The organism is Leifsonia sp. 2TAF2, from assembly GCF_052115085.1.
In the GTDB taxonomy this organism is placed as follows: Bacteria; Actinomycetota; Actinomycetes; order Actinomycetales; family Microbacteriaceae; genus Leifsonia.
Window position 1 is genome coordinate 277,073 of record NZ_JBFRFY010000001.1, and the last position, 13,119, is coordinate 290,191.

A 13,119-nucleotide genomic window follows, 5' to 3' on the forward strand; every position below is an offset into this window, starting at 1 on the left:
ATTTTGGAGCGGTGTTGGTATGAGAGTTTTTGATGGTCGCGAGACCCTGGAGTTCGAGCGCACGGGGGAGGAGCTGAGGGTACTCCTGACCGGCAATCAGATCCGGATGGCCTCGATGGATGTCATCCGTCAGCATGCGTCGATCGACGACGAGACTCCCGAGGAATACCAGGCGGCGATCACTTATGCGGTCGCCGCGGGTTCGCGGACGCTGCGCCGGGCCTCGTTCGAGGCGAAGACGCGGGTCGCAAAGCTGGAGCTGGCGCAGAAGCTTTCGTCCGTGAGGGGTCTCGCGAACAAATTCCGCGTGCCGTTCCTGCACCCCGACAACGTCTCCCTCAGCGGCGGGGGAGTCTCTCTTGCGCATTTCGGGCTCGTCGGCATGCTCGCACCGATGGAGTTCGACGAGGCGCTGTTCGTGAAGGGCTACAAGGCACTCGTGCTGAGTGTCTTCCACCCCCGCCTTCCGTTCGAGAAGCTGGTCGATGGGTCTGCCGTTCTCAGGGACCCGTACAGTCAGGGTCTGGCCGAGCTGGCAACGGCGGAGGAGGTCGCTTCTTTCGTCGACGCCGAGTTGGCCGCAGCCACCGTCAAAGCGGCACGCGAGATGCTGTCCGTGCCGAAGGCGCGGTACCGGATGGTGACGGTACTGGCCGGGCTGACCGCCGTCGCGGCAGCGGTGCTCGGGTGGTTCACGTACACCTCATATGCACAGGCGCAGCCACGACAGGATGCGATCATCACCGCCCAGTCTCACTTCGTCACGGACGACTACGCCCAGACGTTGTCCGCTCTTGCGGACTACAGCCCGGACGAGCTCCCGAAGCCCGCTCGCTATGTGCTGGCCGTGAGCTCGGTCAAGCTGACCGATCTGACCGGCGAGCAGAAGCAGGCCGTGCTCGACACCATGTCCACCAAGACCGATGACAACACCCTGAGCTATTGGATCCACCTCGCCAGGGGTGATCTCGACCGGGCGCTGAACCTGGCACAGAACCTGGGCGACGAGCAGCTGACACTTCTCGCGTACACCGACCTGTACCAGGCGACCAAGCTGAACACCACGATGGACGGCGCTCGCAAGCAGGAGCTGCTCGATCAGTACGGCAAGAAGATCGAAGAACTCACGGCGCAGCTGGGCGTGGCCAAGTGAGCGGGCAGGTGATGGACAGCGCTTTCGGCCTCGCCTCCACCGCACAGGAGTCTCCTCGACTGGTCGATGATCGGCTGGCTCCGGCGGCCCTGCTGTTCACGGTCTATGTGCTCGCGGAGCGGCTGACCACCCTCCCGCTGACGGAGGACCATCGGTCCGCCGTTTACGAAGACCTGACGCTGGGCGTCGTCAACGACACGCTCTTCGTCAACGGGAGCGCTCTGGCGCAGGGCCGCCAGGAATTCGACGGCAGAAGCCTCTTCGTCGTGGATGCGCGTCGCGCGCAGACGAAACACATGCTGTTCGACGCCGACCAGCATTTCGTGCTCGGCAGCTCGCCCGTCGCTGGCGTGAGAACGAAGGGCGACAGCATGGTCCTCGTTCACGGTGACGGGTTGACGCTGAATCCGGGCGGGGGCTTCCTTTATCTGAACGACAAGCGGATCACGGAGCTCGGTCTGATCGATGGCCTCCAAACGGGCGACCGCGTGCTGACGCCCGAGTATCTGCTGGAGAAGCGCGCTTCGCAGTGGAGGGTCACCACCTTCGCCGAGGACGTCGTCTTCGACTATTCGACATTCCTTGAGCAGGAGAAGACCGCCGAGTTCCCCCCAGACTTCCCCGAGTATCGGCGCAGCCCGCGGATCACCCTGGAGGTGCCGACCGACACCATCAAAGTCGAAAAGATCGGCGCCCCGGAGAAGCCGGACAAGAACAGCATCCTGAAGGCGCTGCTCCCGCCTCTGGGCATGGTCGCGGTCGGGGCCGCAACCACCATTCTCTCGGGACGCAACCCGCTGATGATGCTGGGCATGGCGCTGATGAGTGTCGTGACTGCGGCCTTCACCCTTTCGCAATTCGTCGGCGATCGACGTGGACGGCGGGCGCAGGATGCCACCCGGCACGACGAATACGAGCGCTACCTCTTGAGTGTCGCCGCCACCCTCGCTCGCCTCTCCGAAAAGGAGCTGCAGGTGCGGGAGTACGCGCTGCCTGCTCCGGCTGTCCTGGCCGCGATGGTGCGTCGGTACGACTCGCGGATTTACGAGCGAATGCCGAACAACAAGGACTTCCTGGAGGTCTCCCTCGGGACGGGCGACACGCCGTCCTCCCTCACCATCACCTCCGACATCAGTGAACGGGATGACGACGAGGATGCCCGTCGTGTGACCGACCTCATCGCGAGATTCGCGACGCAGCGTCAGGCGCCGGTCCGGCTCAACGTCCGCGCCCAGACGCTGGGGCTGGTGGGCAGCTACGATGTGGTCGGCCCGGCAGCAGCGAACCTGCTGTTCCAAGTTGCCGCATTCCACTCCTACCGTGACGTCGAGTTCATCGCGCTGGTGCCGGAGAAGTCGTACCGAGACGACTGGTACCCGTGGCGGTTCCTTCCCCACTTCACGATGCAGGGCCTTAACGTCCGCGGCCTGGTGCACAACGCCAAGACGCGCGACATGATTCTGACCAGCTTCACCCAGATTCTCACCAAGCGCCGCCAGGCTCTCTCGGGGGCAGGACGCGAGAAGACCGTCTTCGCACCGCACTATATCTTCACGGTGTTCGACGACGCCTATCTCGCCGGACATGGGATCAACGAGTTCCTCGCGGAGGATATGAGCGACCTGGGCGTGACGGTCGTGTGGTGCAAGGAAGACCGGAAACTGCTTCCCGAGACGGTGACCGCTCTGATCGAGTACGCGAACCGGAACGCCGCGACCGTGGTCAATGACGATCGCGTGCACGTCGCACGGGACTTCACTCCCTCTGCGGCACCGGCGGGTCTCGAGCAGGCGCTACGTCGGCTCTCGAATCTGCAGCATGTGGAGGTGGAGAAGAACGCCATCCCCTCAGCCGTGACCTTCCTGGAGATGTATGACGTGAAGGCGGTCGAGGAACTGGAGATCGGGCAGCGCTGGGATGCTGCCGATACCTCCAAGACTCTCGCAGTCCCGCTCGGGCTTCGCGGTAAGGACGATCTCGTCGACCTGAACCTGCACGAGCGGGCGCACGGCCCCCACGGCCTGGTGGCAGGAACGACCGGCTCGGGCAAGTCCGAGATCGTCCAGTCGTACATCCTGTCTCTCGCCGTGAACTTCGCACCGGAGGACGTCGGCTTCCTCCCGATCGACTTCAAGGGAGGCGGCATGGCGAACCTCTTCACCGGTCTCCCGCATCTGCTCGGGTCGATCACCAACCTCGACGGTGCCGCGTCTGCCCGAGCGCTGGCGTCCATCCGCGCCGAGCTGCAGAAGCGGCAACGCCTGTTCGGTCAGTTCGATGTGAACCACATCAACGGCTACACCCGTCTCTACAAGCTCGGGAAGGACATCGCCGAGCCGGCGGAGAAGGCGAAGTATCCGTCGAAGCCCATGCCGCACCTCTTCCTGATCTCCGACGAGTTCGCGGAGCTGAAGGCCAACCAGCCGGAGTTCATGGAGGAGCTGGTCTCGACGGCGCGAATCGGCCGGTCCCTCGGCGTGCACTTGATCCTGGCCACGCAGAAGCCCAGCGGTGTCGTCAACGATCAGATCTGGTCGAACAGCCGCTTCAAGCTGGCGCTCAAGGTCGCCGACGTCTCCGACTCGAACGAGATCATCAAGACGCCGGATGCCGCGAGCATCGTCGAGCCGGGCCGGGCGTATCTGCAGGTCGGCAACAACGAGATCTACGAGCTGTTCCAGTCCGCGTGGTCCGGCGCCGACTACGACCCCACCAAGACCGAGAAGCACACGGTCGACGAGCGGATCTACCTGATCAACGACTTCGGTCAGTACGACCTGTGGACCCAAGACCTCTCGGGAGACGAGGCAGCCCAGGAGATCCGCAAGGAGAAGGTGAGCGAGCTGGACGCGGTCGTCGACCACATCGCCGCCATCGCGCAGAACGTGGGCGCGGTCCTGCCGGACAAGCCTTGGCTCCCTCCGCTCGAGTCTCGAATCGTGACCCCCGCGGTCGGATCGGATAGTGGTATTCCGCTCGGTTTGATGGACATTCCGAGCCGACAGGCGCAGGAGAGCTACCACTTCACCATCGAGGACGCCTCGCACACGGTGGTCTTCGGGAGCCCGGGCTTCGGCGCGTCGACTCTGCTGCAGACCATCGTGCTCAATCTGGCCAGGAAGAGCACGCCGGAGCAGGTGCAGTTCCACCTTCTCGACCTCGGTAACAACGGTCTGCTGCCGGTCGCGGGACTGCCGCATGTGGCCGATATCGTCACGCTCGAAGAGGAGGAGAAGTTCCGGAAGATGCTGGAGCGGATCGCCGCTGTCCTCGCCGAGCGGAAGAGTCTCCTCCGGGCTGCAGGGGTCGCCTCACTCTCCCAGTACAGCGCGAAGACCGGAGCGGAGCTGCCGCTCATCGTGAACGTGCTCGACGGCTATGACGCGCTCGCCCAGGACAAGCGGAGGGACGAGATCGACGGCCGGCTCATCCAGTTGCTCCGAGAGGGCGCCGCACTCGGTGTGTACCTGGTGATGACCGCGAACCGCGCGAACTCCATCCGCATGAACATGAGCAGCAACATCCCGACCAAGTTCGCCCTCTATCTGAACGATGAGGCCGATCTGACCGCGGTATTCGGCCGTGAACGGGTCATGCAGGCCGAGATCCTGGGAAGGGGCCAGCTCAGGCTCGACGCGCCGACGGCGGTCCAGTTCTATCTGCCCGCCCCAGGCGAGACCGACACGGAGATCCTCGCGAACGTGGAAGCGGAGGTCAAGCGGATCGACGCGTCCTGGACCGGTGGCCGGCCGGCCAGGATACCCATGGTGCCAGAGAAGCTGACGCTGGAAGGTTTCGCGGGCTACGTATGCGGTGACGCAACGCGCAACACGCTGTTCTTGGGTGCGAACAAGAGCCGCGCTATACCGGAAAGGTTCGAACTGTTCCGCGGAAAGGCGCTCGCAATCTTCCCTGCAACCGGGAAACAGGCTGCGGCAATGTATCCCTTCTTGATGAGCAGCCTTCTGGATGCGGTCGCCCGCGAAGACCTCGTGGTGATCGATGCTCATGACACGCTGAAGCCGTTTCTCGGATCGGCGTCTCTGTACATTGGCAAGACCACGCTGAAGGGTCATGTCGAGGCGGTGAAGAGAGCCCTCGCGCGCCTGGTGGAGGGTGGCACGCAGACGCGGCGGTGCATCGTAATCAATGGCATGACTGATGTGTTCGAGAAGCTCATGCTCCCTAACGATCAGGTTGCGGAGCTTCTTGGTGTCGGCGGCGAGAACGTCCAGATGATCGTCCTGGATCAGGTCTCGAAGGTGAACGGCAATTTCGGCCTGGCCGGCACGATGAAAGAGAACCTCGATCAGATCCTTTTCGGTGGCGACTTGGGCACGCAACGCTTCGTCGACAATCTGCCACTCGGAGTCAAGAAGCAGCCGCCGGGTAAAAACGTGCTGCATTCGCTCAAGGATGACGAACTCTCCGAGATCGTCATCCCCACCGTCGATGAGAGCGAGGAGGAGCGATGACTCTCGAACTGAAAGGCGCAGTCCTCGGCTTGGGCTCGATGGTCCGGCTGGACAACGAGGACGCTACTGGTCTCTTCGTCGTGCTCGCGCGAGGAGCATTCCGGCCGGATGGTGACCGGAACGAGGTGGTGCCCCGCTATCTGGTGGGGCCGCATCCCTACGGTGAAACGCCTGATAGAGAGACGTTTCCGATTCTCGCCGCGGAGGTCCAGGAGGTTGTCCACGAGGGGTACACGGATGCGGCCGACGCCGCGTTCTTAGAGGATCTCCTCGACCAGATGGAGAACGGGCGACGTCCGACAACGTCCGCGCAACAGTTCAAGGGATCGCTCACTGTCATTCCGGAAGTGCAAGCGATTGCGCCGGAGGACGACGGTCTTGCGGCGGGTGTGGACCCTTTTTTCGAGCTTCAGAGATTAGTTGACCAGCAATATCGAAGGGACGAGTAGTGAAGGTCGCATCAAATAGTGGTGCCGCGCAGGATGCGGTGTCCGGGTTTGCTCCGATCCACTCTGGCGGGAAAGGTCAGCGGGTGAGCCTGGGGTCGAGCAACGTCGCGGGCATGGTGGGTGGAGCACACGTGGCGAACGGGATTCTGGGGTGCATCTCGGGGCTGGTTTCCGGAGTTAAGGCCCAGGCCAAGAACGTCACGGCTCTGGCGACGGAGATCGAGGAGCGCGACCGCCAGGACGCGCAGACTCTGTGCGAAGCGCGATGAACGCACAGGATCAGCGGCACGCTCTCGATCGGCAGATCCGTGCTCACGAGGACCAGGTCGCGGAGGATCTGTCCACGATCCGGGTGCTGGAGCAGGAGTGGGACGACTACCGGCAGGTGATGCGGGAGAACACGGCCCGGTTCGAAGAGGCGAGCATCGCGATCGGCTCGGACAACTACTTCGTGCAGAAGCAGTTGGCGGCGCGGAAAGAGCTCGACAGCTATGTAGGCCGACTCGCCTACGAGCAAGAAGAGTCCTTGGCTGAGACGGCACAGAGCATCCGGTCGGAGTCTGAGGCGGAACTGGACCGGTTGCGGAACGAGAGAGCTGGTGCGTCTTGGGACTGATCTACGATTCCGGTGACTCGGCCAGCATGAAGGCCGCCCTGACCGCGAACCTGGCTACCGCTTCGTCTGTGCTCGATGCTGCACACAGCGCGTCCAACCGGCTTGTCGCCGCCCTGGGCACGGGAGAGCTCTCTGGGGAGGGCTACTCGGCGGTCGATGCGTTGTTCGCCCAGATCATTGCCCCGTGCATCGTGGCTGGGAAGAACGAACTCGGCAACATTCAGGGTGAGCTCGAAAAGTACACCTGGGCGGACTCCAAGGTCAGCCAGTACGGGGTGCTCAAAGAGGACGAGCTGAAGAAGCAGCTCACGGCGACGACAACTCAGCGGGACGCGACCATACGCCAGATCGCGAACAACACGCGCGCCGCGAATGCCTCCGCGACAGTGCCCGGATTGGCGATGCGTTGCAGGTGAAGAACGACCAGTTGGAAATGGTGCTGGCGCAACTAGAGAAGGATCTTCTTGAGCTGGAAGACAAAATCAAGGCGCTGCAGGAATTCGTCTCCGCAACCTCGCAGCTCTTCCTCGACAGTCTTGTCAAGCTCGGAGCTGCCCTGGGCGACACCGTGTCTTTGCTCAAGCAGCTAAACGACACCAAGATCGGGCTCACGTATACCGGTGTCCTCAAGGCCGGAGTCGGGACTATCGCCGAGAGGCAAGGAATCCTTGATTTCTTGGCGGGAGGGAAACTGACGGTCGATCCGTATGGCCGGGTGAAATTGGGGAATGACCCCCTCTACAAGCCGGCGACCAACCGCCTGTGGGACAAGGGCAGAGAGTTCACCGACGCTACCAATACCAAAATCAATACCTACAAGCATCCGATCAAGGCCGGTGTGCGGGCGGCGATCGCAAGTCCGGTGGGGGATTTCGCGGGATGGAAGGACGCTTCCAAGCTCGGCAGATGGGGCAAGGGACTCGGCGCCGCGGGCACGCTGATCACCGTGGGCGCCAACGCCGACAAGTACTTCCACGACGGTGTACAAGAACACGATTGGCAAGACTTCGGAGTGGATACCGGCGTCGACCTTGCAACCGCAGCGGCGGCGACAGCCGTAGGGGCTGCGGTCGGGTCGGTCCTGTTGCCCCCGCTCGGTACGGTGCTCGGCGCGGGTGTCGGGTTTCTCGTGGGCTGGGGTCTGAGTGCTGCAGCGGATCCCGCGAAAGAGGCGATCAAGAAGGCGTATCACTGACATCGTGGCAAAGAAGACGAATGAGAATGCCGAGCAAACTGTTGCTGAGGCGAACCGCGCCTATTTCGTGGTCCTAGCCACTACACGAGCATCCCTAGGCAGGCTTCCGATCATGGGAGTCCTGATCGCGATTCTTTTGGGCGTTGTGAACATTGGCCCGTTGAGGCCGTTCACGGGCTTGAAGGGCAATGAGGTCTTGTCGTTTGTGTGCGACACCAACGTGGTGGTCATCTGGGTGTGTGCTGGATTCCTAATCCTGTCAATGTTCAAAAAGCTGATCTACCGGTTTCAGGTGCTCTTCTCGGCGGTCATGGCAGCCATGGCCGTAGGGCTTGTCTACAGCGTATGTTTGCTTGCGCTCCCTATGGCGACGCTGATTCAAACGCGAGCCGAGGCATTCTCTGCGACGTTGTTTACCGTCACGGGCTTGAGCACAGTGGTGCTGGTGGCTGGTGCAACAGCGGTGCACGTGTTCTTGTTGCGACGCCGGTTGCGGCTGGGGCATTCGCAGAGTCGCACACTAGGGAACATCGTGGCGGTTTCCGGATCAAACACGTCGAAGACCTTCTGGATCACCCTTGGTGTGGTGATGTTGGTGCCGAACGTGCTGACGTTGGGTGAATATCTCCCCAACACCATCGGTGTCGCCTTGCTGGTTTTCTTCGCGTGCGTCACCACAAGTCTTCCGGTCGAGTTCGCGTATCTGGCCTATTTGAAGTCGAAGGATCGTGTCTACTGGGAGCCTCATTGGAGCTCAAAGAGTCGGGCCTCTGAGGGTCCGCCTCGCCATGCGGCCAACCACGTTGAAGACCTTTAACACGAGGGTGAGAGGAACCCGGACCATGAAGCTGAAGCGCCGCACGCTGAGCCTGAACAATGTTGTGAGTTATCGAATAGACCTGCGTGAGGGCGATCGCCTGTTCGAGGTCATCGACGAGACGGTGGACTACTTCCGGCAGGTGCTCGTCCACAACGGCTACTACACCACGGCCCCGATGGTGTTTCGGGGGCTTCCTGATTCGCGGGAGTTCACGATGTTGACCGCTCTGGGCAATCCGGTGAACCTTATCGGCGGAAACGATACCGGGTTCGAGTTCCACCAGCATCTGGAGGTGGAGACGGACTTCTTTTACCGGCACTGCGATATCGAGGAGCCGGTGCCGTACGCAGAGATCCAGAGCGCGGTCGTTGAGGCCGGGTCGAGGGTGCGGAACATCCATCATGTGATCCTCGATGTCCATGGCGAGACAATGCTCGACCTGTATGTCGAGGCGGAGAAATCCTGATGGAGACCATTTTCCGTGATGTGTCGTTCGGGCAGAGACTTGCCTATCAGAACGTGGTCAGTTCTCGGCTGAAGTTCCACTACACCGAGATGGGTGAGCACTTCGACCGTTTCGCCGCAAGGATCGCCGCGAAGGGCCACAGCCCCAAGGGGCCGTTGTTCTACAGCCTCAACAACGTGCCGTTGGACGAGATAGTCGATATTGAGATGTTCCTGCCCGTCCAAGAAGAGACGTTCGCTGCCGAAGACGGGCTCCGGTTCCATTCCTACTTTGAGGTCTTCCCCCTGCTGACGGGTGTGGTGAGAGGCAACTTCGAGACTCAGACCGAAAGGGTCTACGCGGAACTTCTGGCGACCCTGGAAGCAAACAGCCTAGAAATCAATTCCCCGTTCTTCCACGTCGTTCACAAGGACTCGTCGCCGTACGCGTTGGTCTTCGTGGGCTATCGAGATGCGAGCGAGAGTGATGACGATCCTGCGCTGACGTCTCCGGAGGCGTTGTCGGTTTCCGTTGGAAGCGGGCTCGAATGAAGGCACTGGGGTCGCTCCCGGAGATCGTGCTCTAGGTCGGCACCTCGCTGTCGGGGGCAGCCATCCTTTTCGCGCTCTTCGATCCCCTTCCGGCTAGTGACAAGACGACGGTGGTGACGGTGCTGTCCATTGCGCCAGCAGACCCAGGCACTGCTCGTTGAGTGACGCTCCTCGCGTGCAGGCCACCGCACCCGCGCCCACTGAACGAGGCGTGCTTCACCCCAATCAATCCGTGTCCTGAAAGGACCCCCGTGACGTCTCCGCACTACCCGGCCGCCCCGCCTACCTTCGCGGCTGACCCTTCACCCCGCGACACCCCGCTGTGGGCTCCCCTGTACGGCGCTTCCCCGGCGCAGGCCATTCAGCGCTTCTTCACGAAGTACGCGGACTTCACCGGCCGTGCGAGCCGCAGTGAGTTCTGGTGGTGGTATTTCTTCAATGCCGTCGTCCTCTGCGGGGGGATGATCGTCATCGGCATTCTTACCGGAGGCGGCGCGACGGTGAACGACGACGGCACTACGACCCCGGGGCCGTTGTCTTGGCTGCCAGCTCTGTTCGTCGTCCTCTGGGAGGTCGGCACCATCGTCCCCCAGGCGGCGCTGATGTGGCGGCGTCTTCACGACGGCAACCACTCTGGACTGTTCTTCCTCTTCGGCCTCATCCCGTCCATCGGCGGCTTTCTCCTGCTTTGCCTGGCGGCCGAGCGCTCCAAGCCCCAGGGCGCCCGCTTCGACCGCTCCCGCCCCTAACCGGGCTGCGCCAGCGGCTGCAGCAGCGTGAAGCGGCCGTCCTCGGTCGGGGCCACGCCGGCCGCGGCGGCGAAGGCGGCGAAGCCGCGCGCAGCCGCCTCCCGCTCGTCGGCGGGAATCGCGGCGAGCACCGCGGCGACGGCTTTCCGGCGGTGCTCGATCACCCGCTCGACCAGCCGCTCACCCTCCCCGGTGAGGCTGAGCATCACGTAACGCCGGTCCGCCGGGTCCTCGCTGCGCTCAATGAGACCCGCCCGCACCAGCTTCTCGCTGATGCGCGTGGCATTCGAAGCGTGAACTCCGAGCTCGACGGCGATGTCGCCCGGGTTCCGGGGGCCGCGCGTCGCGATGAAGACCAGGACCCTGAGCTGCGGCGACGTGACGACATCGTCGACCTCCATGACCGAGCGCGCGGCGACGCCCATGAGCACGTCCGCCGCGCTGAGGGCCGCCTCCACCTGTTCGTCGTCGCTCACAGGTCTTTTCTACCGCAGATCGGTTGCGTTCGTGCAACCTTTGCGGGCTGCATGGCGCGACGCGGTCACCGGTGAGATAATTGCGCTATCGCAAACAAGGAGGCGGTGACCATGGTCCAGGAGAACGAACGCGACGGACTCGAAGGCCGCTACACGCAAGCCGACCCGGAGGCTCCCGAACAGCGCGGCGTTCACGGGCAGTACACCGAGCGGGAGGGCCTCGGCCCCAGCGCCGACGTGTCCGGCACCTACATCGGGGCCGAACGGGACGGCGAGGTGCCGCTGGTCCGCAGCACACACCAGCGCTCGGGCAACTATCCCAAGGCAGAGCACGGCAGGTGAGGCCAGGCGCCGGGATCACGACCCATCGTCGTCGTGGTCCCGGTGCAGCACCCCCTTTACGCGCTCGACGCCCTCGGTGACCAGCGAGGTCGCGGAGTCCTTGATGACGCCCAGCGCCTCCGGATCGCCCTTCAGGAGCGCAGTCGCCGTGTTCTTGGCGTACTCCGCCGTGATGTGCGGCGGCAGGGGAGGCACGTTCTTGCTCGTGTGCGCGTCGATCAGCGTCACTCCGCGGTGCGCGAAGGCCGCATCCCACGCCGCAGCGACGTCCTCGTCCTTCTCCACGGTGATGCCGTTGAAGCCCAGAAGCCGTGCCCAGCCGGCGTAGTCGACGGACTCGACATCCTGCGCCGTCGGCCACACCGGGTTGCCGTCCTCGGTGCGCATCTCCCACGACACCTGCGTGAGGTCGTCGTTGTGGAGCACCAGGACGATGAACGACGGGTCCTCCCAGCGTGACAGGTACTTCTTGAGCGTGATGAGTTCGTTCATGCCGAGCATCTGGAAGGCACCGTCGCCGATGGTGCAAACGACCGTCCGCTCCGGGAACGCGAACTTGGCCGCCTCCGCGTACGGCATGGCCGCGAGCATGGTCGCGAGCCGCCCGGAGAGGTCCCCGAGCATGCCGTCACGGAGCCGGATGTGCTGGCCGTACCAGTCAGCCGTGGTGCCCGCGTCGGCGGTCACGACCGCCCTGGCGGGGAGCCGCTTGTTGAGCTCGTGGAAGACCCGGCGCGGGTTGACGCCATCGTCGTAGGTCTGCTCGGCCTGGGCGGCCATCTCCGACTCCCATTCCCGCATCCCGTCGACCGCCTTCTGCTGCCAGGTGAGGTCGTTCTTCTGCTTCAGCAAGGGGATGAGACCGGCCAGCGCCGTCTTCACGTCCGCCCAGATGCTCACCTCGGTGGGATACCGCATCCCCAGCTGCTCCGGCCGTAGGTCGATCTGCACGGCGCGCGCCTGGCCGGTGTCGGGCAGGAACTGCCCGTACGGGTAATTGGTGCCGAGGAGCACGAGCGTGTCGCACTCCTTCATCAGGCGGGAGCTGGGGCGCGACCCCAGCAGGCCGACCTGCTGCGTGTGGAAGGGCACGTCGGAGGACACCACATCCTTCGCCCGAAGGGTGGTGATGATGCCCGCGCCCGTCAACCGGGCCGCCTCCATCACCTCCTCGGTCGCGTCCGTGGCCCCGGCGCCGACCAGGAAGGTGACGCGCTCGCCGGCGTTGATCAGGTCCGCTGCGGCCTGCAGCTGTTCGAGCGGGGGCGCGATCGCCGTGGAGGGTGCGACGGCGCTGGACCGCGACATCCACATCGCCGGCGTCGGCTCCTCCATCTTCTGGCCCTGGATGTCGTGCGGGACGATGATGACGCAGGGCTGCAGGCGGGTGATCGCCGTCCGGAACGCCGTGTCGACGACGGCCTGCGCTTGTGCGGGGGAAACGATCGTCTGCACGTAGGCGGCGACGTCCTGGAACGCGCGCTCGAGGTTGCTCTCCTGCTGATTGAAGGTACCGAGGGAGTCGAGGCCCTGCTGTCCGACGATGGCGACGACCGGCTGGTTGTCCATTTTGGCGTCGTACAGCCCGTTCATCATGTGGAAGCCGCCCGGGCTCGAGGTCGCGGCGCAGACCCCCACCTCTCCGGTGAACTTGGCGTGCGCAGTCGCCATCAGCGCGGCGACCTCCTCGTGGGTGGGACGGATGTACTCCAGCCCCGAGCCGGATCGCTCGGCCCGCCCGAGGGCTCCGTCGAATTCCCCGAGGCCGTCGCCCGGGTACCCGAACACGCGTCGGACGCCCCACTCCTGGAGGCGTCCGACCACGAAATCACTCACCGTCTGCGCCAT

General features: G+C 63.6%; 14 protein-coding genes. 12 read left to right on the forward strand and 2 right to left on the reverse strand.

Annotated elements, in window-relative coordinates; genetic code table 11:
* Window positions 1-19: 19 nt before the first annotated feature.
* From essB to AB4Z18_RS01375, 11 genes are all read left to right on the forward strand, one after another.
* The gene (gene essB, locus AB4Z18_RS01325; RefSeq protein ID WP_441780901.1) at window positions 20-1,153 is read left to right on the forward strand and encodes a type VII secretion protein EssB; all 1,134 of its coding nucleotides are present in this window, start codon (window positions 20-22) and stop codon (window positions 1,151-1,153) included.
* Between the two features lie 11 nt (window positions 1,154-1,164).
* Window positions 1,165-5,628, forward strand: coding sequence for a type VII secretion protein EssC (gene essC / locus AB4Z18_RS01330; protein ID WP_441780902.1), 4,464 nt, complete (start codon window positions 1,165-1,167; stop codon window positions 5,626-5,628).
* The gene (locus AB4Z18_RS01335) at window positions 5,625-6,077 is read left to right on the forward strand and encodes a DUF4176 domain-containing protein (protein WP_441780903.1); all 453 of its coding nucleotides are present in this window, start codon (window positions 5,625-5,627) and stop codon (window positions 6,075-6,077) included. The genes essC and AB4Z18_RS01335 overlap by 4 nt, the downstream gene beginning before the upstream one ends.
* The gene (locus tag AB4Z18_RS01340) at window positions 6,077-6,346 is read left to right on the forward strand and encodes a hypothetical protein (protein ID WP_441780904.1); all 270 of its coding nucleotides are present in this window, start codon (window positions 6,077-6,079) and stop codon (window positions 6,344-6,346) included. Before AB4Z18_RS01335 ends, AB4Z18_RS01340 begins: the two co-directional genes overlap by 1 nt.
* Window positions 6,343-6,693 carry a hypothetical protein gene (locus tag AB4Z18_RS01345; RefSeq protein ID WP_441780905.1) on the forward strand — a complete coding sequence of 117 codons (351 nt, stop codon included), beginning with the start codon at window positions 6,343-6,345 and terminating at the stop codon, window positions 6,691-6,693. Before AB4Z18_RS01340 ends, AB4Z18_RS01345 begins: the two co-directional genes overlap by 4 nt.
* Window positions 6,684-7,109: a hypothetical protein gene (locus AB4Z18_RS01350; protein WP_441780906.1), complete on the forward strand. Its 426-nt coding sequence runs from the start codon at window positions 6,684-6,686 to the stop codon at window positions 7,107-7,109. The genes AB4Z18_RS01345 and AB4Z18_RS01350 overlap by 10 nt, the downstream gene beginning before the upstream one ends.
* Complete coding sequence (locus tag AB4Z18_RS01355) at window positions 7,106-7,888, forward strand: hypothetical protein (RefSeq protein WP_441780907.1); 783 nt, start codon at window positions 7,106-7,108, stop codon at window positions 7,886-7,888. Before AB4Z18_RS01350 ends, AB4Z18_RS01355 begins: the two co-directional genes overlap by 4 nt.
* Before the next feature lie 4 nt (window positions 7,889-7,892).
* Window positions 7,893-8,705, forward strand: coding sequence for a hypothetical protein (locus tag AB4Z18_RS01360; RefSeq protein ID WP_441780908.1), 813 nt, complete (start codon window positions 7,893-7,895; stop codon window positions 8,703-8,705).
* Between the two features lie 25 nt (window positions 8,706-8,730).
* Entirely contained in the window at window positions 8,731-9,174 is a 444-nt protein-coding gene (locus AB4Z18_RS01365; protein WP_441780909.1) for a hypothetical protein, read from the forward strand.
* The gene (locus AB4Z18_RS01370) at window positions 9,174-9,704 is read left to right on the forward strand and encodes a DUF5085 family protein (protein WP_441780910.1); all 531 of its coding nucleotides are present in this window, start codon (window positions 9,174-9,176) and stop codon (window positions 9,702-9,704) included. The genes AB4Z18_RS01365 and AB4Z18_RS01370 overlap by 1 nt, the downstream gene beginning before the upstream one ends.
* A 251-nt stretch (window positions 9,705-9,955) precedes the next feature.
* Entirely contained in the window at window positions 9,956-10,453 is a 498-nt protein-coding gene (locus AB4Z18_RS01375; RefSeq protein WP_441780911.1) for a DUF805 domain-containing protein, read from the forward strand.
* On the opposite strand, the gene AB4Z18_RS01380 is transcribed toward AB4Z18_RS01375, so the two are convergent.
* A complete protein-coding gene (locus AB4Z18_RS01380) occupies window positions 10,450-10,929 on the reverse strand; it encodes a MarR family transcriptional regulator (protein WP_441780912.1) in 480 nt (159 codons plus the stop codon). The genes AB4Z18_RS01375 and AB4Z18_RS01380 overlap by 4 nt on opposite strands.
* A 111-nt stretch (window positions 10,930-11,040) precedes the next feature.
* Here AB4Z18_RS01380 and AB4Z18_RS01385 point away from each other — a divergent pair, with 111 nt between their 5' ends.
* Window positions 11,041-11,271, forward strand: coding sequence for a hypothetical protein (locus AB4Z18_RS01385; protein ID WP_441780913.1), 231 nt, complete (start codon window positions 11,041-11,043; stop codon window positions 11,269-11,271).
* A 15-nt stretch (window positions 11,272-11,286) separates the two neighbouring features.
* On the opposite strand, the gene AB4Z18_RS01390 is transcribed toward AB4Z18_RS01385, so the two are convergent.
* Window positions 11,287-13,119 (reverse strand): thiamine pyrophosphate-requiring protein, encoded by a 1,833-nt coding sequence (locus tag AB4Z18_RS01390; protein ID WP_441780914.1) that lies wholly within the window; start codon window positions 13,117-13,119, stop codon window positions 11,287-11,289.